Source organism: Aliihoeflea aestuarii, assembly GCF_024105665.1.
GTDB classification, from domain to species: domain Bacteria; phylum Pseudomonadota; class Alphaproteobacteria; order Rhizobiales; family Rhizobiaceae; genus Aliihoeflea; species Aliihoeflea aestuarii.
Map to the genome: position 1 here is coordinate 376,796 of NZ_JAAAMK010000002.1, position 25,499 is coordinate 402,294.

Genomic DNA, 25,499 nt, shown 5'->3' on the forward strand with positions numbered 1-25,499 from the left:
CCGCCACGACCTAAGTTAGCTTGTTTGCACATAAAGTTCGCCGACCCCTCCAGTGGCGGGGTCGGCGAACTTCCGATGGCCGTTATGAGTGATCTGGCAGCGGATGCTGTCAGGCGCGGTGGCCGATCCGTCGTAGGGTTCCGTATCGTATGGATTGCCCGTAGCGGCGACGTCTTCCAGGGACCGGGCGAAATCGCGATTATCTCATTTCGCGAGTGCTCAATTGTGCGATTGGCTATTGCCCTCATGCCCTCTGGTGTTTTCCGGTGCGCGAGCCGACATGCTCCATGGTCGATCTCAACAGTGCTATGAAAGCCTTGCCTGCCTCATCGAGGGATCCGTCATTCGCGATAATCCGATACTGAATGCCCGGCGCTGTGGCGGGCACGGACTGCGCCAGTCGCGCCGAGATTTCTTCGTGACTTTCACGTCCCCGCGCGGCAAGCCGTTCGGCAAGAATTTCAGGCGATACGGAAACGAGAACCGGCAGGACGCGGGGGAAGCGCAAAATGGCTTCCGCGACGCTCGAGCGTGACAGATTGGCAACCACCGTCTGGCCTTTTGCAAGACGATCCTCCACCTCGCGCGGGATGCCGTAGCAAAGGCCGTGCGACCGCCAGGACAACACGAAATTCCCCGCTGCCTCGGCGGCCCGAAAGCCGGCTTCGTCCAGCGTGTCGTGCAGTTCGGAGTTCGGATCGCAAGGGCGGGTGATGACCCGGCGGGCGAAATGTATCGAAGGCGTATCCGCCAGGCCCGCGCGAGCATAGGACATGATGGAGTCCTTGCCCGCCCCGCTCGGCCCGACGACCGGAACCAAAATGCCCTGCCGGCCACTCATGCGACGCGCACACCTTCCCGCCAGACCGACCGGACGACCGGCGCCCCGACCTCGCGGCGCACACGGATAAGGTCAGCGCGCCTGCCCGCCTCGATCAGGCCGCGATCCGTCAGTCCGACGGTGCGCGCTGGCTTTTCCGTAACGAAGGACAGCGCTTGCGGAAGGTCGATCGTTTCCACCTGGTCGGCCAGTTGGAAGGCGGCAAAGATGAGGCTCGACGGCACGTAGTCCGACGAAAGGACGTCGAGAATGCCTGCTTCTGCAAGGTCCCGCGCAGCGATGTTGCCCGAATGCGAGCCACCCCGAACGATGTTCGGCGCGCCCATCAGAACGCTCAGGCCCGCGTCGTGAGAGGCGCGCGCGGCTTCCACCGATGTCGGAAATTCTGCCAGACGCACGCCGTCGCGCACCGCCTCGTCGACATGGTCGAGCGTCGCGTCGTCATGGCTGGCGAGCGTGACGCCGACACCCCGGCAATGTTCGCCGATCGCACGGCGGTGGGGCGCGGAATAGAGCGCCGACTGTTCCTGACGGCGGGCGACGAAGACGGCGAACTGGTCGTCCGTCAGGCCACGCTTGGTCTTGTAGTAGAGCGTATACTGCCCCATCGTCTGGAACTGACGCTGGCCGGGCGCGTGATCCATCAGCGAGGCAAGACGCACGCGACTGTCGCCGCGAAAACGTTCGAAGGCGTCGAGCACATCCGGCGCGGAAACCTCGCAGCGCAGATGAATGTAATGATCGGAGCGAAGACGTCCTTCGACTTGCGCCGTCTCGATGGCGTCGGCCAGATCGCGCATCTCCTGCGGATCGAAACCGCCATCTTCGTCCGACCCCATGCGCAGGCAATCGAACACCGTTGTAATGCCCGATGTCGCGACTTGCGCGTCATGCGCCTGAACGGCGGCGATCGCGTTCCAGCGTACGCCCGGACGCGGCGAATAATGGCCTTCAAGATGATCGGTGTGAAGCTCGACAAGTCCGGGCATCAAATAGTCGCCGCCCATGTCCTCACCTGCCCGCGATGCGCCCGCGTCGATCGCGGCGATACGGCCGTCGCGCACGAGAACGCTGCCTTCGACGATCTCGTCGGCGAGAACGATGCGGGCATTGGTGAAGACGGTTTCGGCGGACATCAGGCGGTCTTTCTCATCGATTGGGAGGCGAGGTCATGAAATGCGCGGACGCGAAACGGCGCGCCGGGTTCGGGTTCGACGAAGAGGGCGAGCGAGGAGATGGCGATCGGCTCTTCGATCGAAGCACGAAAATGCTCTTCGAGCCGCGCGCGCATCTGCGGTGCATCGGCTTCCGGTATGCGGTCCGTCAGCGTCATGTGAAAACGGAACTCGTCGAGGACGTAAGGATAGCCATATGCCTCCAGCATGTCGCGTTCGGCAGAGGTGAGACGGTCGGGATTGCGCCGGCTCATGTCATCGGCAGTAAGAGGGGCCCGGAACGGCTCGAACTCAATCACGACATCCCGGGCGAATGCGTCGAGCGCCTCATTGCGCGCCTTGGGCACGAGCGCGAAGAACCCGTCGATCTGCTCGATGACGAGACGCGGGCCGGTGAAGGCTGTTTGCGTGACGGTCCAGTTCTCGAACGCATCGAGAAGCTCCGCTTCGCTCACCCCATCGGCCATCCGAAAAGGAGCCTTCAGCGTGGCATGGAAGCCATATCGCCGGGCAGATACCGTGACGGCTTCGCGCTCCGCCGGAATGGCGGATGCAGCGCCCGTGAAAGCGCTGTAACCGAGCCAGCTTTCGGCAGCGCGGGTCAGCGCGCTGCCTTGAGGTGGGGTGAAATAGATCGCGTAGCGCATGGCGCAGCTCCGTCTGGAAGACCGCCCCCTTAGGCGATTCAGATGACAGGAATAAGAAACCCCTGTGCATCAAATCACAATCGGTCTTCTCAGTGTGCCTTCTCACCGATGAAGCGCTCACGGATCTTCCGCGACAGCCAGTCGATGACAAAGATGCAGACCAGAACGTTGAGGACGACGAAGGCGACCTGGTCGAACAGATTGGCGCGAAAGCGCTCGATGATGATCATACCGATGCCGCCCGCACCCACGATCCCGAGGACGGTGGCGCTGCGCGTTGAGGATTCAAAGAAGTAGAGCGACTGCGAGATGAAGACGGGCAGCACCTGCGGCAGATAGCCGTAGCGCACGACCTTGAGCGGTGAGGCACCAGTCGCCCGCACGCCTTCCACCTGTTTGCGGTCGACGTTCTCGATCGCTTCCGAATAGAGTTTCGACAGCGTGCCCATGTCCGACACGAAGATGGCCAGCACGCCGGCCAGCGGACCAAGGCCCACCGCACGCACGAAGACGAGCCCCCAGACGAGTTGATCGATGCCGCGCAGGACATCGAGGAACCGGCGTACGGTCTGGCGAACGATTCCGATCCGCATCGTGTTGCGCGCGGCAAGGAAGCCGATGACGAGCGCGGCCATCGAGGCGAGCATCGTTCCAAGGAACGCCATCGCGATGGTTTGCGCGATGCCGGTATAGATGTTGGTGAACTGCCAGGTCGAAAAATCGCGCCAGACGAAAAGCGTCGCGACGAGACGCCAGACGCGATCGGAAGCGTAGAAGAGCTTCCAGATTTCGAAATACCAAAGCGAGCCGGCAAGATAGGCAAGAACGCCGATCGCGATCGCCCAACCGATGGCCCGCCGGGCGGGCGAGCCGAAGGCGTGCGGATGGCTGCGGCGAACTTCCTCGATACCGGCGGCATCGACCGCCTGAAGGGTCGCGGCGCTCATGCAAAATGCTCCTTGCCGATGAAGTATGTGCGGATGCGCTCGGACAGAAGATCGATGGCGGTGACGAGCACGATGATCATCAGGAGCACGGCGACCACGCGGTCGTCCGAGTAAAGGCTGATGACGCGGTTCAGCTCCATGCCGATGCCGCCCGCCCCGACGAAGCCGACGATGGACGACGCGCGCACATTGATCTCGAAGCGCAGCAGCGTATAGGACGCGAAATTCGGCAGCACCTGGGGCATAACGCCGTAGCGCATTTCCTCAAACCAGTTGCCGCCGACCCCGCGCACGCCTTCGACAGGCCGCATGGACGCGTTCTCGTTGACCTCGGAGAAAAGCTTGCCGAGCGCCCCGGCGGTATGGATGGCGATTGCCAGCACGCCGGCAAGCGGGCCGATGCCGACCGCGAAGACGAAGATGAGCGCGATCAGAATTTCGGGAACGCCGCGGCACACTTCCAGGAAGCGCCGCGAAACCCAGAAGATGAGGCGTGTCGGCGCGAGATTGCGCGCAGCGGGAAAGGACAGGATGAAGGCGGTCGCCGCGCCGAGGATCGTGGCGGTGAGCGCCATGAATATCGTTTCAACGATGAGGCGCAGATACAGCCAGAAATCCGTGTACCAGTAGACGATGGAGCCGGGCACGGCGCGTCCGTCATCGCCGCGCGGCAGAAGCAGATTGCCGAATTCGAGATTCGGCATGATCGTGCCGAAATAATCGAAGATGCGCGGCAGGCCCGACGACAGGCGCTCCGGATAGAAGCGGGCGACATGAACGGATGCCGCCAGGACCGCAATAAACATGGCGATGAAAAGAACGTTCATCGCCAAGCGCTGGCGCTTCAGGTCTGCGCGGTGGCGCTCGAACGCCGAGACGGCGTCCTCGCCCTCGCGGCGATAAGGCAGATCGAGATTTGCCATCGGTCAGCCTACGAGTGCTTCGGCTTTGGCGATCTGCGCCTTGGCGATTTCTGCTGCGGAAAGAGCGGGCTTGGCCGGCTGGCCGTTAAGAGAAGTCGAGGTCATGCCTTCGTGGAACGCTTCCTCGGCTTCCGCGCCGTAGATCTCGCGCGCCATGCGCATGGTCAGTTGCTCGGGATTCCCGTCGAAAACGACCTTGCCCTCGGCAAGGCCGATAATGCGGTCGCAATAGGTGCGCGCCGTGTCGAGCGTATGCAAATTGCAGATGACGGTGATTCCGTCCTCGCGATTGATGGTCCGCAGTGCGTCCATCACGATCTTGGCGTTGAGCGGGTCTAGCGATGCGATCGGCTCGTCGGCGAGCAGGAGTTTCGGCTCCTGCACCAGCGCACGGGCGATGGCGACGCGCTGCATCTGGCCGCCCGAAAGCGTGTCGGCCTGCTGAAGCGCGGTGTGCGCCATGCCGAGGCGGTCGAGCGCCTTGATCGCATAGGCACGCTCGGCTGCGGTGAAATGCTGGAGAAGGCTCGCCACGAGGCCGTGATGGTAGAGCCGTCCGGTCAGAACGTTGGTGATGACATCGAGGCGGCCGACGAGGTTGAACTGCTGAAACACCATCGCGCAGGTGGCGCGCCATGCGTGAAGCTCGCGGCCCTTGAGCGTGGTGATGTCGCGCCGTCCGAACAGGATGCGTCCCTCGCCGGGCTCGGCAAGCCGGTTGATCATGCGCAGCAGCGTCGATTTGCCCGCGCCCGAGCGGCCGATGATGCCGACGATCTGCCCGTCCGGGATCTCGAGCGAGACGTTGTCGACCGCCTTGCGGTCCTTGAAAGCTTTGGTGAGGCCGTCGATCTTCAGCATGATCATGTCCTGTCGCGGGTTGGCCGGGGACGATGCGAAACAGGCCCGCATCGTTTGATGCGGGCCTGTTTGTCGGTCGGATTTTTAACGGGAACCCTGAAGCTCGCGCTCGCGCATGGCGACGACGCCTTCAAAGAAGGAATGGTCGACGCGCTCGAAGCCCGGACCTTCGCCCTGCGAAACGTCCTTGTAGCACTCGTAATCGGTCTCGGCGAGGTTCGCCATCCAGTCGGTCCAGATGTCCTTGGCTTCCTGCGGCACCTCCTTGCGCACCACCCAAGGCCCGTTCGGGATGAGGTTCGAGGTCCAGATGATGGAGAGGTCATTCATGTCGAGAAGGCCGTTATTGACCATCGTGTGCAGATTGCCGCGCGAGAAGCCTTGCGACTGTTCGCCTTGCCCGGAGGTCCAGGTGACGCCCGCATCGTACTGGTCGTTCAGAACCGCGACGACCGCCTGCTCGTGTCCGCCACCGAAGCCGGTGCGCGAGAAATAGGTCTCGATGTCGATCTCGGCAGCTTCGAGCTCGGCCTTTGGCACCAGATAGCCCGAAGTCGAGTTCGGATCGGCGAATGCGAGCGATTTGCCCTGCATATCCTCAAGGTCTTCGATGCCGGAGTCCGACTTGGCGTACATCATCGCGTAATAGCCGTTGGAGCCATCGCTTTCGAGGCTGACGAAGACCGGCTCGACGGCTTCCGGGTCCTGCAGATAGATGCCCGCATAGCCCGATGCGCCGAGAGAAGCGGTGTCGAGCTGGCCGGCCAGAAGGCCCTGCATCACGCCAGCATAGTCGGAGGCGGGGAAAAGTTCGACCGGGACGCCGAGCGCCTCGGAAAGCTGCTCGACGAGGCATTCATTGCGGCGCAGGCGATCGGCTTCGTTTTCGCCGCCCAGAAGGCCGACGCGGAAGACGGGCAGTTCGGATTTCCAGTCGTCCTGCGCGGCGGCCGGGGCGACGAGTGCGGAAGCGGCGATGGCCGCGGCACAGGTGGTACGGATGAGATGCGCGATCATTGCGAAGCTCCCAAGCTTTCGTTTCGTATGGAATATTACAGCCGACGTCCTGTGGTCGGCTTGACGTGGGGAGCTTTAGGCACGGCTTGCGACAGTGCGATTACCGTTCGCTGACGGATTCATGACAACTCACAGGCGGTGAAGTCATGTGTGCACGAAGAGCGTGCAGATGCCCGCTTAGTCATCGACTTTGCTCATATTTCTCCAGGAATGCCTCGACGGACTGCGACCGGAAGTCGGCGAGCGCGGCGCGCAGGCGCGCATGATCCCAGTCCCACCATGCCAGTCCCTGCAATCGATCGGCGATGCTCGTCTCGAACCGCTCGCGGATGGGCCGCGCCGGCACGCCGGCCACGATCAGGTAAGGCGCAACATCCTTTGTGACGACCGCTCCCGAACCGATCACCGCACCGTTGCCGACCGTGACGCCCGGCAGGATCGTCGCGCCGTGCCCAAGCCAGGTGTCGTGACCGATGGTGGTCTTGTGATCCCGACGCCAATCGAAGAAGGCCGCGTCATCGTCCGCATCGTCCCAGTAATTCGACGAGCGGTAGGTGAAGTGATGCAGCGTCGCCCGTTCGACGGGGTGGTTCGGTGCATTGATGCGGCAGGCGGCCGCGATGTTGGCGAATTTGCCGATCTCGGCGCACCAGACGCTCCCGTCTTCCACGATATAGGAATAGTCGCCGAGAACGGATTCGATGAAACGCGTGCGTTCGCGCACTTCCGTGTAGCGTCCGAGACGGGAGTCGCGAACCGTCGCCGTGGGATGGACAAACGGCGTTTCGGAAAGTTTGCCCATCACGCGGCCCTCGCCGGCGCAAAGGCGGAAACGTCGACCATGCGGTCGGCGACCCGCTCGCGCACGTCGGCGTCGTGGAAGATGCCTAGAAGGGCCACGCCCGCCGTTTTCTTTTCCTCGATCATATCGATCACCACCTGCCGGTTGACGGCGTCGAGCGATGCCGTTGGCTCGTCGAGAAGCAGCACCGCATGGTCGGTGATGAAGCCGCGCGCAATATTGACGCGCTGCTGCTCGCCGCCGGAAAACGTCGCGGGCGGCAGGTGCCAGAGCCGCTCGGGCAGGTTGAGCCGAGCCAGAAGAACGCTTGCGCGCTCGCGCGCTGCATCTCTCGGCATTCCACGTTCGACCAGCGGTTCGGCGACGATATCGAGCGCTCCGACGCGCGGCACAACCCGCAGGAACTGGCTGACATAGCCGATTGTCTCGCGCCGGATGGATAGGACCGTGCGCGGATCGGCCCTGGCAACGTCGATCAGCGCGTCGCGATGCTTGACGATGATCTCACCGGTATCGACCGCATAATTGCCGTAGACCATCTTGAGGATCGAACTTTTGCCGACGCCGGAGGGTCCGCCGAGCACCGCGCATTCGCCGGTCTTCAGCGAAAAGGACACGTTTTCTACGACCGGCAGCCGAACACCGCCCCGAACATGCATGGTGAAGGTCTTGGCGACGTCGTGAACGACGAGCGGAGTTGGCATGGCTGTTTTCCCTTGCGCGTGATGTTGCGAGGTCACACGGCTAAACTTGAAGGATCGAGGAGACGAGAAGCTGGGTGTAAGGAGCCTGTGGGTCGTCGAGCACGCGATCCGTCAGGCCGTGCTCGACCACCCGCCCGTCCTTCATCACCATCATGCGATGCGAGATGAGCCGCGCGACGGCAAGATCGTGCGTGACGACGATGGCCGACAGACCGAGTTCACCGACGAGACCGCGCAGAAGATCGAGCAGGCGCGCCTGCACCGACACGTCGAGGCCGCCGGTCGGCTCATCCATGAAGATGAGGCGCGGTCGCGTGACGAGATTGCGCGCGATCTGGAGGCGCTGACGCATGCCGCCCGAAAAGGCACGCGGCTCGTCGTCCACCCGGTCCCCGGCGATCTCGACGCGACCGAGCCAGTCGATGGCCGAGGCCCGGATTTCGCCATAGTGGCGTTCGCCGACAGCCATCAGCCGTTCGCCGACATTGGCGCCCGCCGAAACCGTCATGCGCAGCCCATCGGCCGGGTTCTGGTGAACGAAACCCCAGTCGGTCCGCATCAAAAGACGCCGCTCGGCCTCGCCCATGCGATAGATGTCACGGAAGGTTTCGTCGCGCATCCGATAATATACGGTGCCGGACGACGGGTTGAGGCGGGTCGCCATGCAGTTGAGAAGCGTCGTCTTGCCCGAACCGCTTTCGCCGACGATCGCCAGAACCTCGCCCGGCCAAAGCTCGAACGAGACATTCTCGCAGCCGATGCGCGAACCGTAAAACTTCGACACGCCCGCAACCTTCAGGAGTGGCGCGTCCTCGATCGTGTCAGTGCTCATCACGGCATTCCTCGCAGTGGTCGGTGTCGGAACAGACGAACATGCGTCCGCCGCGATCGTCGAGGATCACCTCGTCCAGATAGACACCGGTCGATCCGCAAAGCGCGCAGGGCTCGGTAAAGGTCTGGATCTCGAAAGGATGATCCTCGAAATCGAGGCTGACGACATCGGTAAAGGGCGGAACCGCATAGATGCGCTTCTCGCGCCCCGCACCGAAAAGCTGAAGCGCCGGCGACATGTGCATCTTCGGATTGTCGAATTTCGGCGTCGGTGACGGGTCCATCACGTAGCGTCCCTCGACCTTCACCGGATAGGCGTAGGATGTCGCGATGCGCCCGTGCCGCGCGATGTCCTCGTAAAGCTTGACGTGCATCAGGCCGTATTCTTCGAGCGCGTGCATCTTGCGTGTCTCGGTCTCGCGCGGTTCGAGGAAGCGCAGCGGCTCTGGGATCGGCACCTGATAGACGAGCACCTGACCTTGCCCCAGCGGCTTTTCTGGAATGCGATGACGCGTCTGGATGATCGACGCATCGCCCGTTTTGGTGGTGACGGCGACATTGGCGACCTTCTGGAAGAAGGCACGGATCGAGACTGCATTGGTCGTATCGTCCGCGCCTTGGTCGATCACCTTGAGCACGTCGTTCGGCCCGATGATCGCCGCCGTGACCTGCACGCCGCCCGTGCCCCATCCATAGGGCATCGGCATCTCTCGGCTTGCAAAGGGCACCTGATAACCGGGAATGGCGATCGCCTTCAGGATCGCGCGACGGATCATGCGCTTGGTCTGCTCGTCGAGATACGCGAAATTATAGCTGGCGATGTTCATTCGGCCGCCTCCCGTCCCTTGGCATAGCGAGCGAGCCGGTCCCCGAGCGTGCCGGTATGAAGCTCGAACAGATGGTTGTCGCGATCGTAGAAATAGATCGAGCGACCCTCCCCCTCGACGCGCGGACGCGGCGGCTTTACCTCGAATTCCGCGGCGCGGAGTTTTTCGAGATGGAGTTCGAAGTCGTCATCGGCGATCTTGAACGCTACGTGATTGTAGCTGCGCTCGGTCAAAGGATCGCCCTCCATGATGGCGATCCAGATTCCATTCAGGAGGAAGAATCTTTCGCTCGAAACGGAAAACTGAACCTCTCCGCTCGAATAGACCTCTTCAGCCCCAAGAACATCTACAAGCAGACGGTTCATTTCATCGAGATCGCGCACGATGAACGTCATATGAGACAGCCCCTCGATCATTCGGCCGCCTCCTTGCCCTCTTCCTCGCCCGCCTCGGCCTGCTCTGCGCGCATGCGGCGCACGAGGTCGAGTTCGGCCTGGAAATCCACGTAATGCGGCAGCTTCAGATGCTCGACGAAGCCGGTCGCCTGCACATTGTCGGAATGCGAGATGACGAATTCCTCGTCCTGTGCGGGCGCAAGGCGGTCCTCTCCGAACTCCTCGGCGCGCAGGGAGCGATCGCACAGCGCCATCGCCATGGCCTTACGCTCCGACTGGCCGAAGACGAGGCCGTAGCCGCGCGTGAACTGCGGCGGCACCTTGGACGACCCCTTGAACTGGTTGACCATCTGGCATTCGGTCAGACGGATGGAGCCGAGCGGCACGGCGAAGTCGAGTTCGGGCACTTCGAGTTCAAGCTCGACCTCGCCGATCCGCACCTCGCCGACGAATGGATGGGAGCGGCCGTAGCCGCGCTGCGTCGAATAGGCCAGCGCCAGAAGAAACCCTTCATCGCCCCGCGCCAGCGCCTGAAGCCGCGTGTCGCGCGCCATCGGGAATTCCAGCGGCTCGCGGGTGATGTCGCCGGGTCTGTGGTCGTCCGGCAGAACGCCGTCGGCCTCGATCAGCCCCTCCCCGGCGAGGATTTCGGAAACGCGCATGATTTTCTCGCCGGGCTCCTCGCGCCGCTCCGGCTCGTCGACCGGCGCATCCTCGGCAAGCTGCGGGTCGAGCAGGCGATGCGTATAGTCGAAGGTCGGCCCCAGAAGCTGGCCGCCGGGCAAATCCTTATAGGTGGCCGAAACACGGCGCTCGACCAGCATCGCCTCGGTATCGATGGGCTTTGTATAGCCGAAGCGCGGCAAGGTCGTTCGGTAGGCGCGCAAAAGGAAGATCGCCTCGATCATGTCGCCCCTCGCCTGCTTGACGGCCAGAGCCGCAAGGTCGCGGTCATAGAGCGAGCCTTCGGACATGACGCGATCGACACCGAGCGCCAGTTGCTCGACGATCTGGTCGAGCCCGATGGCAGGCACCGATCGATCGCCTCTGCGACGATCGGCAAGAAGGCGGTGGGCATTCGATATAGCGGCTTCACCGCCCTTGACGGCAACATACATGGCTCAAGCCTCCGTCGTTGAAATGCGGGTGGTGCGCGGCAGACAGGCAACCGCGCCCGGCGCGGCAAGGATCACGTCGACGCCTCGCGGGAAACGCGCATTGTTCTGTCGCCATTGCTCCACGAAGTGACGCGGCATCGGACCGGGCGCAAGGCGCGTGGCGGTCTCGATCCCCGGACCTTCGAGAGTTAGTACTGCGCCGGCCTCGAGCGTCTCGACCTGAAGGATCAACGTCGTCGAGCGGTCGGGATAGTCCTGAGAGCCTTGAGCGAAATTGTCGAGCGAGATCATCGTTGCCGGCTCGGCGATCAGCGCGAAATGCGCATCGGCAGGCGTATGCGCATACGGCGCGCCGGTCTGGAAGGACAGCCATGCCGAGACGGTCTCGACACCCTTCAGCGCCGGGTCGAGCCAGACGGGCGTGTCGTGATCGCACAGGGTGAGCGCGACGGCGGCCGCCGATGCGGCGAGCGGTGCGGGCGGGTTCGTGCCGGCGGCGAGCTTCTGGACCGTGCCGGGCCGGGACATCGCATCCATGACGGCGCGAAAGACCGCCTGTCCGTCAAGTACCGGCGCGGTGAAGCCGCCTTCGATATGCGTGCTTTCCATCAGTCTTCTCCACGAACCATAGTGAAGAATTCGACCTTGGTGGCAGCCGTCTCCGCCTGTCGCTTGGCAGTCGCCTTCCCTTGAGCTTCACGCAGCGGCCCCAAAATGACGGCCTCGACGGCCTCCGCTTCGCCGGGGCGCTGCAAAAGCGCATCGATGACGGCGCAGATGCGCGCCTTCTCGCCGTCGCGGCCGAGCGCATAGGCATGGCCAACCTCGCCGCTGGCAAGGCGTACGCTCGCGCGCGTTACCGTCGCTTCGCCGACATTGAACGGCGCACCGCCGCCGCCGATGCGGCCGCGCACAGTGACGAGTCCCGTTTCCGGGCGACGCAGCATCCGCGCATCGCCATCGAAATCCGCATTCGAGAACAGTCGTGCAATCTCCTGGGCTGGCGCCGAGGCCAGAACCTGCATCGCGTCGCGGCGGACCGCCGAGGCGCTCGCCGTGCTTTTCGTTTGAGGCATGATCATTCCTATTTGTCTATTCATCTAGACAATTAAACAACTTCATATTACATCTATCGCCTACAAATGACAGCCTGATGACACAAGGAACGAGCCGTTGAACACACGCGCAGCAAGTCTGGATCGCGGCGGAGGCATCGCTTTATGGCGGCAGATCGCCGACGAACTGCGTCGCGACATCGTGGAGGGCTTACTTGTCGAAGGCGCGAAACTGCCGCCCGAACTGGCGCTCGCCGAACGCTTTGCCGTCAATCGCCATACCGTGCGCGCGGCCATTGCGGCGCTGACCGCCGAAGGCGTTCTGCATGCCGAACAAGGTCGCGGCACCTTCATCAGGCGTGCGCCGCGCATATCCTATGCGCTGGGGCGGCGCACCCGGTTTTCGACCAATCTGGAAGGACAGGCGCGTCAAACGCGGCGCCGCCTGCTTGACCATGCGGTCGAGGCGGCCGATCGGCAAACCGCCGAGACGCTCGGGATCAAGCCGGGCGCGTCGATCGTGCGCCTCGAACTGATCGCGGAGGCCGACGGCATACCAATCTCGCGCAGCACGGCATGGTTCGACGCAGAGCGCTTCCCGGACATGGCCAGAACGTTTCGAAAGACCGGCTCCATCACGGCCGCCTTCGCCGCGCAAGGCGTGAGCGACTACACCCGTCGTTCGACGATGGTGTCCGCCCGACATGCCGACCCGAAGACCGTCGAAGAACTCGGCCTGTCACCCGGTGCGATCGTGCTTGCGACTGAGGCGATCGACGAGGATGTCGACGGGCGGGCAATCGAACTGGCGCGCACGCTCTTTGCCGCTGACCGCGTCGAACTGACTGTCGGATGACTGAACGCCGCGTCCGGCTTCACACATGCTCCTTGCCACTCAACAACCAACGCGCCGTATCGGCATCCGTAACGATCGCAGTCGCCAGCCCGGCCTTCAACACGGCGCGCAGGATCGCCCGTTTGTGCCGCCCGCCCGAAACGACGATGCGATGCGCGATCCCGCGATAGCGGGACAGATCGAGCGAGATCGCCTGCCGGTTCAAGGGATGGTCGACGGGCTGGCCATTCGCATCGAGATAATAGCCGAGCAGATCGCCGACCCCGCCTGCCGAAACGATCGTGCGCACATCCGTATCCGCGGGCAGGCCATACCGGACCTGCAACGAATGTCCGGTCACGTCGCCGACGCTGAGAAAGGAAAGGTCGACCCCGGCAGCCTCGTCCAGAAGCTCGCGGAAAACGGGTTGCCCGGCGATGAGATCGCGAGACGCGGCGCTGTCGGCATAGATCGGGGCCGCGAAGTAATGGCACTGCGCATCGAGCGCTTCGGCAAAACTGTGGACAATCTCGAACGTGTTGATTTCGGCCCCGCGCGTCAGTCCGCCCATCATGGAGCAGACCGTCATGCGCGGATCGGCCAATGGGGCGCGGCTCATATGGCGCACGGTTTCGCGCAAGGTGGAGCCCCAACCGAGACCGAGCGATGCAGGCCGCAGCGTCGCGATCATCCGGTCGAGAAGACCCGCCGCCACCCGGCCCATGACGCCGTACATCAGATCGGGATTTTCGGGCGTCGGCGCGATGGAGGCTTCGGCCAGGCCGTAACGCTCCCGAAGCTGCGATTCCAGTTCGACGTTTTCCGCTAACGACGAGGAAAAGCTGATCCGCACGATGCCGCTGTCGAGCGCATCGGCAAGAAGCTCGTTGACCCGCCTGCGCGTCAAACTCATCCGCTCGCCGATCTGCGCCTGCGTCAAGCCTTCGACATGGTAGAGCCATGCCGCCTTTACCATCACTTCATGTATCGGCACATCCCCTCCGCCCAAATGTCACACAGACGTAACATTTGTAACCTAACCCTTGCCGCGGGCCGGTTGCAAGCTGTCCCACAGATCGAAACGGAAGTCGACATTTTGACCGGGGACATTTCTGGCAATGGCCGTCAACCCACCTGAACTGATCATTTTCGACTGCGACGGCGTGCTGATCGACAGCGAGCCGGTAGCCAGCCGGGTTTTGTGGCAGGCATTGACGCGCGCCGGAATATCGATCTCGCTCAAGGACGTGCATCTTCGCTTCGTCGGTTATTCGCAAGCCGATGTGCGCCGTATCTGCATCGAGGAACTCGGCGCGAGCGACCCTGATCGGATTTTCGCCGAAGCGCGCGACGATCTGTATGCCGAGTTTTCCAGATCGCTCGCGCCTATGGCCGGTATGAGCGAATTGATCCATGATCTCGACACGCTCAAATGCGTTGCCTCGAACAGCGGCATGGAGCGGCTGGAACGCAGCCTTGGTTTTTTCGACCTTTGGACCGCCTTCGCGCCGAACATCTTCAGCGCGGACATGGTGGCACGCGCCAAGCCCGCACCGGACCTTTTCTATCTATGTGCGGCCAAGCTCGGCGTCGCGCCGGCGGGCTGCATGGTCATTGATGACAACCCCCACGGCATTGCGGGGGCGGTCGCAGCAGGAATGACAGCGATCGGTTTCGTCGATCCGACAGACATGCGGCCCGGCCGTGCCGAAGTGCTTATCGCCGCCGGCGCGCATGGCGTTGCAACGGGAGCGGACGAATTGGCCGCCCTCTTGAACAGAAATCCGGCAGGCGCGTCCGCGCGCCCGTCGGGCCGGTCCCGCGCGGAGCCGGCCATAGCGTAATCGTTTCCCGCAAAAGGCGGGCAACGGCAGAATTCGACAGACTAGAGCAGGACGCAACAAACCGCCCGCACGCGGAACCCTTTCGCGCGCGCCGGGCATCCTTTGGATCAGGAGCAGATGACCATGTTGAAACTCAACCGCCGCCACGCCCTCGGCCTGATGGGCGCAGCCACCGGCAGCCTTATCCTGCCACGCCTTTCCTTCGCACAAGGGTCGCGCCCTTCGGTGACGATCGCCGTTCAAAAGATCACCAACAACAACACGCTCGATATCTGGGCCGAACAGTCCAATGTCGGCGAACGGGTGTTTTTCCCAAATCTGTGGGAAGGGCTGATCCTGCGCGACTGGATGGGCAATCAGGGGCCGGTACCCGGTCTGGCCACCGAATGGCGCCGTCTTGACGACAAGACATTGGAATTGACTCTTCGCGAAGGCGTGAAGTTCCACAATGGCGACGAACTGACGGCCGAGGATGTCGCGTTCTCCTTTTCTGCCGAACGCGTTTTCGGCGACACGCAGCCAGCCGGCGGCGAAACCATTTTCGCTGAGCAGCACCAGCCGGCCACCGCCCGCGAACTTCCGGCCGCCGTGCCGGGTGTCGGTCGCCGCCTCTGGCCCGCGCTTGCCGGCGTCGAGATCGTCGACACGCACACGGTGCGCTTCCACAACGCTACGCCGGACGTCACGCTTGAAGGCCGCCTCTACGCATATGGCAGCCAGATCGCCAGCCGCCGCGCCTGGGACGAAGCGGAAAGCTATGCCGCGTGGACACGCAAGCCGGTCACGACCGGGCCGTACATGGTCGATGAATATCGCCCCGACGTTTCGCTGACGCTCGTCGCCTTCGACGAATACTGGGGCGGTCGTCCCCCACTCGAGCGCATCACTTTCGTGGAAGTTCCCGAAGTGGCCTCGCGCGTCAACGGCCTCTTGTCCGGCCAGTACGATTTTGCATGCGACCTGCCGCCGGACCAGATCGAGGCGGTCAACAATACGCCCGGCTTCGAGGTTCAGGGCTCGACGATCCAGAACCATCGAGTGTCCGTGTTCGACATGCACCATCCGGTGCTGGAAAACCCGCTCGTGCGCCGCGCGCTCACGCATTCGATCGACCGTCAGGCGATCGTGGAAGCGCTGTGGGGCGGACAGACCGTCATTCCGGCCGGCCTGCAATTCGAGTCCTTCAAGTCCGGCGACATGTTCATCGACGGCTGGACGGTTCCCGAGTTCGACCTCGAACTGGCCCGCGATCTGCTGAGGCAGGCCAATTACAATGGCGATCCGATCCCCTATCGCCTCCTCAACAATTACTACACCAACCAGACGCCGACGGGTCAGATTCTGGTGGAAATGTGGAAGCAGGCCGGCCTCAACGTCGAGATCCAGATGGTGGAGAACTGGGGGCAGGTCATGGATGCCGGCTCGCAGCGCGGCATCCGCGACTGGTCAGCCTCCGCCAACATCAACGATCCCGTCACGCCGATGGTCGCCCAGTTCGGGCCGAACGGCCAGGTGCAGCAGGCACGCGAATGGTCGAACGACGAGGTCAACAAACTCTCGGTCGTGCTTGAAACGAGCACAGACGGGGCCGAGCGAAAGAAGGCCTTCTCCCGGATGCTTGAAATCTGCGAGCGCGAGGACCCGGTCTATCAGGTTCTGCATCAGAACGCCGTATTCACCGGCATGAAGTCGTCGCTCAACTGGAAGGCGGCGCCTGCCTTCGCGATGGATTTCCGCTCGGACAACTGGAGTTCCTGAGCCCGTTCGGGCGGCGGCGATCTTCGCCGCCGCCACCCCTTTTTCACACTTGCATGAATCGGGAGAGGAAGGCGCTATGCGACCCAATCTCGTGGAACTGCGCGGCCTGACGGTCGCATTCGACGGCACACCGGTCCTGCACGGCATAGACCTCGACGTCGCGCCGGGCGAAGCCCTCGGCCTCGTTGGGGAATCCGGCTGCGGCAAGTCCGTCACCTGGCTCGCCGCGCTTGGACTGCTGCCCGGCAAGGCGACCGTGACGGGTTCGGTCAAGGTGGTAGGACGCGAGATGCTCGGCCGCCCTCGCCCGGTCCTCGAAGGCATTCGCGGCGGCCGTATCGCGATGATCTTTCAGGATCCGTCGAGTTCGCTCAATCCGGTCCTCAAGGTCGGTCGGCAAATCGTCGAGGCGCTCAGGCTGCATCGCGGGCTTGTCGGTCAAGCGGCCAAAGCCGAGGCTATACGTCTGCTCGACCTCGTCGGCATTCCCGATGCGAGCCGTCGCTTCGATATTTTTCCGCACGAATTTTCCGGCGGCCAGTCCCAGCGCGTAATGATAGCCATGGCACTTGCCGGCCAGCCCGACCTGCTCATTGCCGACGAGCCAACAACCGCGCTCGACGCCACCATTCAGGCGCAAATCCTCGACCTTCTGGCAGCATTACGCGCTGAAACGGGCATGGCGACGGTCTTCATCAGTCACGATCTGGGCGCGGTTTCGCAGGTCTGTGAGCGCGTCTGCGTCATGTATTCGGGACGCATCGTCGAAGCCGGCCCCATCGACACGCTTTTCGAAGCCCCGCGCCACCCCTATACGCGCGGCCTCTTCGACGCCATTCCGCGCCTCGATGGCCCCCGCGCGCGCCTGATCCCCATCCCCGGCACGGTGCCGAACCCGAAGGACATGCCGTCCGGCTGCGCATTTTCGCCGCGCTGCGCACGTTCGAGCGATGCCTGCAACGAAAGCGTGCCCGCGCTGGTCGCGCAGGCAGAGGGACGGTCGCTCGCCTGCCGCAACCCCGTTCCCGGACAGCCGGTGAAACCCACTCGCCAAAAACTCCTGGAGGCCGTGCTTTGACCCAGCCTCTCATCAAAGCCACGAATCTCGTCAGAACCTACGCGGTGCGCCGCGGCCTTTTCGGCAAGATAACGCCGGTCCGTGCGGTCGACGGCGTCTCGCTTTCGGTCATGCCGGGCGAAACGCTGGGGATTGTCGGCGAATCCGGCTCCGGCAAGTCCACCCTCGGCCGCATGCTGCTTGGTATCGACCCCGCGCAGGGCGGCAGCGTCTCCTTCGAAGGCTCAGCCATGCCGCGTCTCGGCACCGCCGAATGGCGGGCACTACGAGCGCGAATGCAACTCGTCTACCAAGATCCGCTCGCGGCACTGGACAAGCGTCTTCCTATATCCGTGCAGATCGGCGAACCGCTCGAAATCCACCGGCTTTTGCCGAAGAACGAACGCCGCGCGCGGGTCGAGGAACTGATGGCCGCAGTTGGCCTGCGACGCGATCAGGCGGAGCGTTTTCCGCATGAGCTGTCCGGTGGTCAACGGCAGCGCGCGGTCATCGCGCGGGCGCTGGCCTCGCGGCCGGACCTGCTCGTATGCGACGAACCGGTCGCCGCGCTCGACGTGTCGATCCAGGCGCAGGTCGTCAACATGCTGCGCGATTTGCAGGAAAGCCAGCGCATCGCCATGGTTTTCATCAGCCACGACCTCAAGGTCGTACGCAACGTCGCCGATCGCGTGGCCGTCATGTATCTCGGCCATATCGTCGAGGAAGCCTCGTCCGACGTCATATTCGCCAGTCCGCGCCACCCCTACACGAAGGCGTTGGCCTCGAGTGTGCCGGTGCCGGGCAAGAAGCTCGAAGGCCGCCTCATCTTGCAGGGCGAACCGCCCAACCCAGCCGACCGCCCGTCCGGTTGTCCTTTCCATCCACGCTGCCCGATCGCTGCCGACATTTGCCGGACCGCGCGACCCGCGCTGCAAACCGTTGCGCCTCAGCGCAACGTCGCCTGTCACATGGTCACGCCGCACACCGTGGCGATCGCCGCCTAGGAGGCCGAAATGATAGGATTTGCGCTTTCAAAGCTTCTGCGTGCAGTCGTCACGGTCTTCGCGGTCATGACCTTCGCCTTCGTCGTTCTTCGTTTGTCGGGCGATCCGGCGCAGGTCATGCTCGGCCCGGACGTGCCGACCAGCGCGGTCGATGCTTTCCGCAGCCAGTGGGGGCTCGACCAGCCCATATGGGTGCAATATCTCGCCTATATCCAGTCGATCCTGACCGGTGATTTCGGCGTGTCGATGCGCGATCGCGCACCGGCGATAGACCTCGTCATGGAGCGCATTCCCGCCACGCTGCAACTGACGATCCCGGCACTGTTCCTGAAGCTGGCACTCGGAATTCCCGCGGGCGTCTATGCGGCGCTGCATCACCAAAGCGCGACGGATCGCGGCGTCATCGTGCTTTCCATTCTCGGCTTCACGATACCCTCCTTCGTCCTCGGCCTGCTTCTCGTCCTGATCTTCTCCGTCACGTTCGGGCTGTTGCCGTCCGGCGGTTACGGCTCGTGGCAGCATTCCGTTTTGCCCGTCATCGCGATGAGCATCGGCGGTATCGGCATTCTGGCCCGCTTTTCCCGCAGCGCCATGATCGAGGTGATGGGCCAGCCTTACGTACGCACAGCCTCCGCCAAGGGCGTTAGATGGTCGGACGTCATCTGGCGCCATGCCCTGCCCAACGCAGCGGTGCCGATCGTGACCATCGTCGGCTTCATGGTCGGCTCGCTGATCGCCGGCGCCGTGATCGTCGAGACGATCTTCTCGTGGCCGGGCATCGGCCGGTTGCTCGTCGTCTCGGTGACCAATCGCGACCTACCCGTCGTCCAGTGCATCCTTTTGATGATCGCCGCGACGATGGTCGTCTCCAACCTGATCGTCGACCTGCTTTATGGCTGGCTCGACCCGCGCCTGCGTATGCAGGCAGCGCATTGAGGATCGCGTCATGACCGCACTCGACATCGCTCCCATCGGCGAACGCGGCTTTCTCGCACGCAGGGTCAACCGGCTGCGCCGCGCCGTTCCCTTCAGCGTCGGCTTCGGCATCTTCTGGCTTGCCGCGATGGTGTTCGTCGCCGCCTTCGCCGACTGGCTGCGTCCCTACGGCATTACGGCGATGGACCTGTCCAGCCGCCTGGTCGGCCCCGGCGATCCGCAACACCTGCTCGGCACGGACGAGCTTGGTCGCGACGTTCTCTCCCGGTTGATCCAGTCGATCCGCATTTCGCTCGTCATCGCCTTCGGCGCGACGATCCTGTCGGGCATGGTCGGCACCGCGCTCGGCTTCGCGGCGGCAAAGTTTCGCGGCGTCGTGGAGCATCTGGTGCTGGCACTGGCCGATTTTCAGGCGGCGCTGCCGTTCCTCATCATGGCACTCGCCGTACTCGCCTTCTTCGGCTCTTCCATGTGGCTGCTGATCTGCCTGATGGGCTTTTACGGGTGGGAGCGATATGCGCGCATCGCACGCGGCCTTGCCATCTCGGCCAGCGCGCAAGGCTACTCCTCAGCGGTGGTGCAACTCGGCGCAAAACCGAGCCGGGTCTATCTGAAGCACATTTTGCCGAACATCGCCTCCACGCTGATCGTGTCGATGACGCTGACCTTTCCCGAGATCATCCTGATGGAAAGCAGCCTGTCCTTTCTCGGCCTCGGCGTCCAGCCGCCCGAATCCAGCCTCGGCAACATGGTCGGTTTCGGACGCGAATATCTGACGACGGCGCCCTGGATCATGCTCGCGCCAGCCGTCGTCATCATGCTCACCACGCTGTCCATCTCCCTTGTCGGCGACTGGCTGCGCGACAAGCTCGATCCGACCATCCGCTGAAACACGGGGAGACTCCTCATGACCTTCATCACCAGCCATCGCGGCGCACGCGACCTCTGGCCGGAAAATTCGCTCGGCGGTTTCCGCAAGGTTCTTGCGCTCGATGTGGATGCGGTCGAATTCGACGTTCATCTGACGGATGCCGGCGAACTCCTCGTCATCCACGACGCCACGCTCGATCGGACGAGCGACGGGGCCGGCCCGGCCCGCGCCCTTACGCCCGAAAAGCGCGCAACGGTGCGGCTGAGGGACTGCGACGAGACGATCCCCACGCTCGCCGACGTGCTCGAAGCGCTCGCCCCGGCAGCGGACAAGCGCCTCCATGTGGAGATCAAGTCCGACCCGGACGGCCGAGCCTATGACGGCATCGTCGAGCGTGTCGTCGCCGAGATCGACCGGCACGACCTTCGCGCACGCTGCCACCTGACCTCGTTCGACGTCTCCGTGCTGGAGGAATGCCGGCGCGTCGCGGCCGACATTCCCCGTCTCGTTTCGCTCAATGCGGCATGGGCCAACCGGCAAGGCGGCATCGAGGCTTTCCTCACCCGCGTCGACGCTCTGGTCGACATCGTAGCTGTCCACCACGAACTGATGGGTTCGAAGTGGGATGAGATCGCCACCATCGTCCCGGCCGAAAATCTTTGCGTCTGGACGCTCAATGACGAGGCGCTGATCCGCAAATGGCTCGATCACGGCATCGGCCATCTGACCACCGACCGCCCCGACCTTGCTCTTTCCCTGCGCGCCCAGCGCCGTGCCGCCGCCTGATCTTTCAAAAAGGAGATACCGACATGACCAACATCATCGGCACCGGCTTCAACGCCGGTTCGATCGACGGCGAGTTCCACAGCCTCGAAACCGATCTTCGCAGCCTCGCTGAGATCGGCGTCGACACGGTCGAGCTTGGACTGACCAGTCTTGACCTCATCGCCGGCGGACGGATCATTCCCGAGCGCGCCGAACGTCTCGTCGCGCTCACGAGCCAGTTCGATTTTCGCTACACCGTGCACGGCCTCGTTTCGTCGAACTTCATGGATCCTGTGACGTGCCGCTATCAGCTCGATGCCGCCAAAGCTCTGGCCGAGCTTTGCGACCGCGTCGGCTCGCGTATCCTGGTGCAGCACAGCGGCTGCCTGCGTCCCGATCAACTCCAGGAGCGCGCCGACGCCGATGCCCGCGAACGCGATGCGCTGTTCGAGCTGGCCGAGTTCTGCAAGCCCTATGGCGTGAAGATCGCGCTTGAAAACATCTTCACCACGGAACCGGGTCAATACCGCCAAACGCCGAGCGAAGTCGCCGCCACCGTGAAGGCTTTGAACCACCCGAACCTCGTCGCGCTGATCGATTTCAGTCACGCCTATATCGAATCCACCTATCGCGGCCTCGATTTCCGAAACGAACTGCGCGAGATGGCTCCCGTCGCGGGCCATCTCCACGTCCATGATTCATTCGGACGTCCACAGGGCTTCTACCGCCCCTACCACCTTCAGGAAAACACCGCGCTTGGCATCGGCGATCTGCATATGCCGCTCGGGTGGGGCGATATCGATTGGACCGACATCTTCGCCGAGCTCGAGTTTCTGCCCGATACGGTCCTGATGATGGAAATCAACCGGCGCTATCGCAGCGAACAGCCTGAAAGCCTGCAACTGGCGAAAAAGCTTATCGCCGGCAATGGGATCGTGGCCAAGGTGGCCTGATAGGGCCATTGATCATCGAGACGGCACGTCGTGCCGTCTCCGCTGGCCCAAGCACCGCCGCTGGATAGAGGCTCGCTTTGCTGCTAGGCGTTTCGGCGATCGCGGTTCCCTCCCGAACAGCGCGCCAAATTCCCCGCCGACAAACGGCCTTCTATCCGGACAGCCCCATTGAGCCAGTCGTCGTCCCCCGCATCTGATCCGCGCGCCGGCATGCTCTACATGATCGCCACCTGCGCCGTCTTCGCGGTTCAGGACGGCGTGTCGCGCCATGTCGCCGAAAGCGTCAGCGTCTACATGGTCGTCATGCTGCGCTTCTGGTTCTTCGCGCTTCTGGCGATCATGTGGGCCGCGCGTTCGAGCGGCGGTCTGCGCGCGGCGACACGCACCGCCTTTCCCAAGCTCCAGGCATTGCGCGCGGTTCTGCTGATCAGCGAAATCTGCCTGATCATGTTTTCGTTCGTCAGCATCGGGCTGATCGCGACGCATGCGGTCTTCATCTGCTACCCGCTCATCGTCGCGGCGCTGTCGGTGCCGTTTTTGGGCGAGAAGGTCGGCTGGCGGCGCTGGTCGGCGATTATCGTCGGCTTCGTCGGCGTGCTGGTCATCATCAATCCCGGCGCATCGGTCCTGAGCGTATGGACCCTGGTTCCGCTCGCCTGTGCGACGCTCTTTGCAGCCTACAGCCTCCTGACGCGTTACGTCGCGCGCAAGGATGCCGCCAATGTCAGCTTTTTCTGGACGGGCGTCTTCGGCGCGATCCTCATCACGCCGCTCGGCCTGTGGCACTGGCAGACGGTCGCGCCCGGCGATGCCGGCTGGATCGCAGCGCTCTGCCTTCTGGCGATCACGGGCAACTGGATGCTGATCAAGGCGTACGAGGTCGCGGACGCATCCAGCGTTCAGCCCTTCACCTATTTCCAGTTTCCATTCGTATCGCTCGTCGGGCTTCTGATTTTCGGCGAGGCGCTGAACATCAATCTCGTCGTCGGTGCGGCGATCGTCATGGGCGCGGGCCTCTTCACCCTATGGCGCGAGCGGGTGAAACGCGTCGCGGTTGCGGAACCGGCCGTGCCCGCCGACCGACCTTAGATGCGTTTGGGAAAACACGGCGTCGATGGTACTTCGAATACCGTGACTGATCGGCATGGCGCGGTCATGGGCAATGCTCCGTGCCAAAAGAAAAGGGGAATTTCTGCATGAAGCGACTGATCTGCCTTACGCTTGGCCTTCTTTTGACGACGGGCGCATTCGCCCGTGATCTGGACGAAATCATCGAGTCGGGAACGCTGCGGGTCGGCACGACGGGCGACTACAAGCCCTTCTCGTTTCGCGACGGCGACGATTATGAAGGCTTCGACGTCGAAATGGCCGAACGCATCGCAATGGCGCTGGGTGTCGAACTCGAGCTGGTGGAGACGAGCTGGCCGACATTGATGGAAGACCTTGCCGCCGATCGCTACGACATCGGCATGAGCGGCATCAGCCGGACCGTCGCCCGGCAGCTTAATGCGCGGTTCTCACAGCCTTACCTGACATACGGCAAGACACCGCTCGTCCATGTCGACCAGTCGGATCGTTTCGGCTCTCTTGAGGATATCGATCAGGAAGGGGTGAAGATCGGCGTCAATCCCGGCGGGACCAACTACGCCTTCGTTCAGGACAACATCGAAAACGCCGAAATCATCGTCATCGAAAGCAATCTGGCAATCCCGGTCGCGGTCGCCGAAAAAGAAGTCGATGTGATGCTCACCGACAGCCCGGAAGCCATCTTCTATTCCGGCTCCGACGAACGGCTTGCAGCGCCACTCGCCGCCGAACCCTTCACGCGCAGCCAGCTTGCCTATCTCATGGCGCCGGACGCCGCGCGATTGCAGGACACCGTCGATTTCATTCTTCATGACATGGAACTGACCGGCGCTCTCGCAACGCTGCAGGAAACACACAGCCTGATAGCGCGCTGATCGTGAAGCGCGCGCGGGAGCTAGAGCATTTTGCAGTCAGACGGAATCGTCTGGCGTCGCATGAATGCGGCCAGGAATAATAAGCTGGAGCAGCGGGATTGCGTTCGTTAGAACGCCCGCTGCTCTAGTGCCTGCGCGCCTGCACGAGATAAGCCTCGATCGTCGTCTCACCGAGAAATTTCATCGCTTCCAGCCTGTGCAGCCCTTCGACCAGCACATAGCGCGCGCCGTCCTCTCGTACCTGAATCGGCGTTTGCAGTCCGTTCTCCAGAATGTCCTCCGCCAGAACGCGGGACGTGTCGGGATGCAGCGTCTTGCGGCGCGCGGTGGGCACGTAGACGGCATCGATCGGAACAGGTTTGGAGCGCAGCATGGATTTCTCCCTCGCATCATCCGGCAAGAAGACCTGCAAGCGCTTGCCATTGCAATGATGCGTGCGGACTATGTATCGAACGGCATGAAGAATGTGGGGGATTTCGATGGATTCGGCCAGGCCGCTCGTAAAGGGCATCTTCGACAAGCGCACCTTTTCCATCCAGTATGTCGTGTCCGATCCGGCGACCGGCAAATGCGCGATCATCGATCCCGTGCTCGATTTCGATGAAAAATCGGGCGCGACGGCCACGAAGAACGCCGACGCCATCCTCGCTTATGTCGAGAATGAACGGTTGACGGTCGAATGGATTCTCGACACGCATCCTCATGCCGACCACTTTTCCGCCGCGCCCTATCTCAAGGAAAAGACCGGTGCGCCGACCGCTATCGGCTCGCGGATCGTCGAGGTGCAGGAAATCTGGAAAGGCATCTACGGCTGGCCTGATTTTCCCGCCGACGGCTCCCAATGGGACCGCCTCTTCGCCGAGGGTGAAACCTTCTCGATCGGCTCGATCCCCGTGCAGGTGCTCTTTTCGCCCGGCCACACGCTGGCCTCCATCACCTATGTCGCCGGCGATGCGGCATTCGTCCACGACACGCTCTTCATGCCGGATTCAGGCACGGCGCGGTGTGATTTTCCCGGCGGCAGCGCGGCGCGGCTTTGGACGTCGATTGGCGACATTCTGGCACTGCCTGACGAGACCCGCATCTTCGTCGGCCACGACTATCAGCCGGGCGGGCGTGAACCGTTGTGGGAATCGACGGTCGCCGAACAGAAGGCGACGAACACGCATATCTCGAAATGCCGCACCGAGGCGGAATTCGTGGCCCTGCGCGAGGGTCGGGACAAGACCCTGCCCATGCCAAAGCTCATTCTTCACGCGCTGCAAATCAACATGAATGGCGGCCACCTGCCCGCCCCTGATGCGAACGGCGGGCGCCACCTAAAGTTTCCGCTCAACGCCCTCAAGCACGCCGTCTGGGAGTGAAAGACAGC

Annotated in this window: 29 protein-coding genes; 12 read left to right on the forward strand and 17 right to left on the reverse strand. The window is 63.0% G+C overall.

The genetic code is table 11. The features are described from left to right. Positions 1-244: 244 nt before the first annotated feature. From phnN to phnG, 15 genes are all read right to left on the reverse strand, one after another. Positions 245-841 carry a phosphonate metabolism protein/1,5-bisphosphokinase (PRPP-forming) PhnN gene (gene phnN, locus GTW25_RS06205; RefSeq protein WP_252911086.1) on the reverse strand — a complete coding sequence of 199 codons (597 nt, stop codon included), beginning with the start codon at positions 839-841 and terminating at the stop codon, positions 245-247. Further along, positions 838-1,977 (reverse strand): alpha-D-ribose 1-methylphosphonate 5-triphosphate diphosphatase, encoded by a 1,140-nt coding sequence (locus GTW25_RS06210; protein ID WP_252911087.1) that lies wholly within the window; start codon positions 1,975-1,977, stop codon positions 838-840. The genes phnN and GTW25_RS06210 overlap by 4 nt, the downstream gene beginning before the upstream one ends. Continuing rightward, positions 1,977-2,663 (reverse strand): DUF1045 domain-containing protein, encoded by a 687-nt coding sequence (locus GTW25_RS06215; RefSeq protein WP_252911088.1) that lies wholly within the window; start codon positions 2,661-2,663, stop codon positions 1,977-1,979. Before GTW25_RS06215 ends, GTW25_RS06210 begins: the two co-directional genes overlap by 1 nt. Positions 2,664-2,752: 89 nt before the next feature. After that, positions 2,753-3,610 (reverse strand): phosphonate ABC transporter, permease protein PhnE, encoded by an 858-nt coding sequence (phnE, locus tag GTW25_RS06220; RefSeq protein ID WP_252911089.1) that lies wholly within the window; start codon positions 3,608-3,610, stop codon positions 2,753-2,755. Beyond that, complete coding sequence (phnE, locus tag GTW25_RS06225; RefSeq protein WP_252911090.1) at positions 3,607-4,533, reverse strand: phosphonate ABC transporter, permease protein PhnE; 927 nt, start codon at positions 4,531-4,533, stop codon at positions 3,607-3,609. The genes phnE (GTW25_RS06220) and phnE (GTW25_RS06225) overlap by 4 nt, the downstream gene beginning before the upstream one ends. 3 nt (positions 4,534-4,536) lie before the next feature. Then, complete coding sequence (gene phnC, locus GTW25_RS06230; protein ID WP_252911091.1) at positions 4,537-5,394, reverse strand: phosphonate ABC transporter ATP-binding protein; 858 nt, start codon at positions 5,392-5,394, stop codon at positions 4,537-4,539. Between the two features lie 84 nt (positions 5,395-5,478). Continuing rightward, complete coding sequence (gene phnD, locus GTW25_RS06235) at positions 5,479-6,411, reverse strand: phosphonate ABC transporter substrate-binding protein (RefSeq protein WP_252911092.1); 933 nt, start codon at positions 6,409-6,411, stop codon at positions 5,479-5,481. Between the two features lie 181 nt (positions 6,412-6,592). Then, entirely contained in the window at positions 6,593-7,213 is a 621-nt protein-coding gene (locus GTW25_RS06240; protein ID WP_290127916.1) for a DapH/DapD/GlmU-related protein, read from the reverse strand. Further along, entirely contained in the window at positions 7,213-7,917 is a 705-nt protein-coding gene (phnL, locus tag GTW25_RS06245; RefSeq protein ID WP_252911094.1) for a phosphonate C-P lyase system protein PhnL, read from the reverse strand. Before phnL ends, GTW25_RS06240 begins: the two co-directional genes overlap by 1 nt. 40 nt (positions 7,918-7,957) lie before the next feature. Further along, positions 7,958-8,734: a phosphonate C-P lyase system protein PhnK gene (gene phnK, locus GTW25_RS06250; protein ID WP_252911429.1), complete on the reverse strand. Its 777-nt coding sequence runs from the start codon at positions 8,732-8,734 to the stop codon at positions 7,958-7,960. A 4-nt stretch (positions 8,735-8,738) separates the two neighbouring features. After that, entirely contained in the window at positions 8,739-9,575 is an 837-nt protein-coding gene (locus GTW25_RS06255) for an alpha-D-ribose 1-methylphosphonate 5-phosphate C-P-lyase PhnJ (RefSeq protein WP_252911095.1), read from the reverse strand. Beyond that, the gene (gene fosX / locus GTW25_RS06260) at positions 9,572-9,991 is read right to left on the reverse strand and encodes a FosX/FosE/FosI family fosfomycin resistance hydrolase (protein WP_252911096.1); all 420 of its coding nucleotides are present in this window, start codon (positions 9,989-9,991) and stop codon (positions 9,572-9,574) included. The genes GTW25_RS06255 and fosX overlap by 4 nt, the downstream gene beginning before the upstream one ends. Then, positions 9,988-11,088: a carbon-phosphorus lyase complex subunit gene (locus GTW25_RS06265; RefSeq protein ID WP_252911097.1), complete on the reverse strand. Its 1,101-nt coding sequence runs from the start codon at positions 11,086-11,088 to the stop codon at positions 9,988-9,990. The genes fosX and GTW25_RS06265 overlap by 4 nt, the downstream gene beginning before the upstream one ends. Before the next feature lie 3 nt (positions 11,089-11,091). Continuing rightward, positions 11,092-11,697, reverse strand: coding sequence for a phosphonate C-P lyase system protein PhnH (gene phnH, locus GTW25_RS06270; RefSeq protein ID WP_252911098.1), 606 nt, complete (start codon positions 11,695-11,697; stop codon positions 11,092-11,094). After that, positions 11,697-12,170, reverse strand: coding sequence for a phosphonate C-P lyase system protein PhnG (gene phnG / locus GTW25_RS06275; protein ID WP_372493067.1), 474 nt, complete (start codon positions 12,168-12,170; stop codon positions 11,697-11,699). Before phnG ends, phnH begins: the two co-directional genes overlap by 1 nt. Positions 12,171-12,261: 91 nt before the next feature. On the opposite strand from phnG, the gene phnF reads away from it, so the two are divergent. Beyond that, positions 12,262-12,999 carry a phosphonate metabolism transcriptional regulator PhnF gene (phnF, locus tag GTW25_RS06280; RefSeq protein ID WP_252911100.1) on the forward strand — a complete coding sequence of 246 codons (738 nt, stop codon included), beginning with the start codon at positions 12,262-12,264 and terminating at the stop codon, positions 12,997-12,999. A 19-nt stretch (positions 13,000-13,018) separates the two neighbouring features. Here phnF and GTW25_RS06285 read toward each other — a convergent pair whose 3' ends face one another. Beyond that, positions 13,019-13,954 carry a sugar-binding transcriptional regulator gene (locus GTW25_RS06285; RefSeq protein WP_290127939.1) on the reverse strand — a complete coding sequence of 312 codons (936 nt, stop codon included), beginning with the start codon at positions 13,952-13,954 and terminating at the stop codon, positions 13,019-13,021. A gap of 142 nt (positions 13,955-14,096) precedes the next feature. Here GTW25_RS06285 and GTW25_RS06290 point away from each other — a divergent pair, with 142 nt between their 5' ends. From GTW25_RS06290 to GTW25_RS06335, 10 genes are all read left to right on the forward strand, one after another. After that, positions 14,097-14,822, forward strand: coding sequence for an HAD family hydrolase (locus tag GTW25_RS06290; RefSeq protein ID WP_252911102.1), 726 nt, complete (start codon positions 14,097-14,099; stop codon positions 14,820-14,822). Between the two features lie 123 nt (positions 14,823-14,945). Continuing rightward, on the forward strand, positions 14,946-16,580 hold the full coding sequence (locus tag GTW25_RS06295; protein ID WP_252911431.1) for an ABC transporter substrate-binding protein: 1,635 nt from the start codon (positions 14,946-14,948) through the stop codon (positions 16,578-16,580). A gap of 76 nt (positions 16,581-16,656) precedes the next feature. Then, positions 16,657-17,658 (forward strand): ABC transporter ATP-binding protein, encoded by a 1,002-nt coding sequence (locus GTW25_RS06300; protein ID WP_252911103.1) that lies wholly within the window; start codon positions 16,657-16,659, stop codon positions 17,656-17,658. Further along, a complete protein-coding gene (locus GTW25_RS06305) occupies positions 17,655-18,641 on the forward strand; it encodes an ABC transporter ATP-binding protein (protein ID WP_252911104.1) in 987 nt (328 codons plus the stop codon). Before GTW25_RS06300 ends, GTW25_RS06305 begins: the two co-directional genes overlap by 4 nt. A gap of 9 nt (positions 18,642-18,650) precedes the next feature. Beyond that, positions 18,651-19,577 (forward strand): ABC transporter permease, encoded by a 927-nt coding sequence (locus tag GTW25_RS06310; protein ID WP_252911105.1) that lies wholly within the window; start codon positions 18,651-18,653, stop codon positions 19,575-19,577. Between the two features lie 10 nt (positions 19,578-19,587). After that, positions 19,588-20,466 (forward strand): ABC transporter permease, encoded by an 879-nt coding sequence (locus GTW25_RS06315; protein WP_252911106.1) that lies wholly within the window; start codon positions 19,588-19,590, stop codon positions 20,464-20,466. An 18-nt stretch (positions 20,467-20,484) separates the two neighbouring features. Then, on the forward strand, positions 20,485-21,234 hold the full coding sequence (locus tag GTW25_RS06320; RefSeq protein WP_252911107.1) for a glycerophosphodiester phosphodiesterase family protein: 750 nt from the start codon (positions 20,485-20,487) through the stop codon (positions 21,232-21,234). 23 nt (positions 21,235-21,257) lie between these two features. Beyond that, positions 21,258-22,166 carry a TIM barrel protein gene (locus tag GTW25_RS06325; protein ID WP_252911108.1) on the forward strand — a complete coding sequence of 303 codons (909 nt, stop codon included), beginning with the start codon at positions 21,258-21,260 and terminating at the stop codon, positions 22,164-22,166. A 168-nt stretch (positions 22,167-22,334) separates the two neighbouring features. Continuing rightward, positions 22,335-23,255, forward strand: coding sequence for a DMT family transporter (locus tag GTW25_RS06330; protein ID WP_252911109.1), 921 nt, complete (start codon positions 22,335-22,337; stop codon positions 23,253-23,255). Between the two features lie 107 nt (positions 23,256-23,362). Then, positions 23,363-24,127 (forward strand): transporter substrate-binding domain-containing protein, encoded by a 765-nt coding sequence (locus GTW25_RS06335; RefSeq protein WP_252911110.1) that lies wholly within the window; start codon positions 23,363-23,365, stop codon positions 24,125-24,127. A 124-nt stretch (positions 24,128-24,251) separates the two neighbouring features. Here the strand turns inward: GTW25_RS06335 and GTW25_RS06340 are convergent, their stop codons facing one another. Beyond that, positions 24,252-24,500 carry a ParB N-terminal domain-containing protein gene (locus GTW25_RS06340; protein WP_252911111.1) on the reverse strand — a complete coding sequence of 83 codons (249 nt, stop codon included), beginning with the start codon at positions 24,498-24,500 and terminating at the stop codon, positions 24,252-24,254. Positions 24,501-24,606: 106 nt separating this feature from the next. On the opposite strand from GTW25_RS06340, the gene GTW25_RS06345 reads away from it, so the two are divergent. Beyond that, the gene (locus tag GTW25_RS06345) at positions 24,607-25,491 is read left to right on the forward strand and encodes an MBL fold metallo-hydrolase (protein WP_252911112.1); all 885 of its coding nucleotides are present in this window, start codon (positions 24,607-24,609) and stop codon (positions 25,489-25,491) included. The last annotated feature ends 8 nt before the right edge of the window (positions 25,492-25,499 follow it).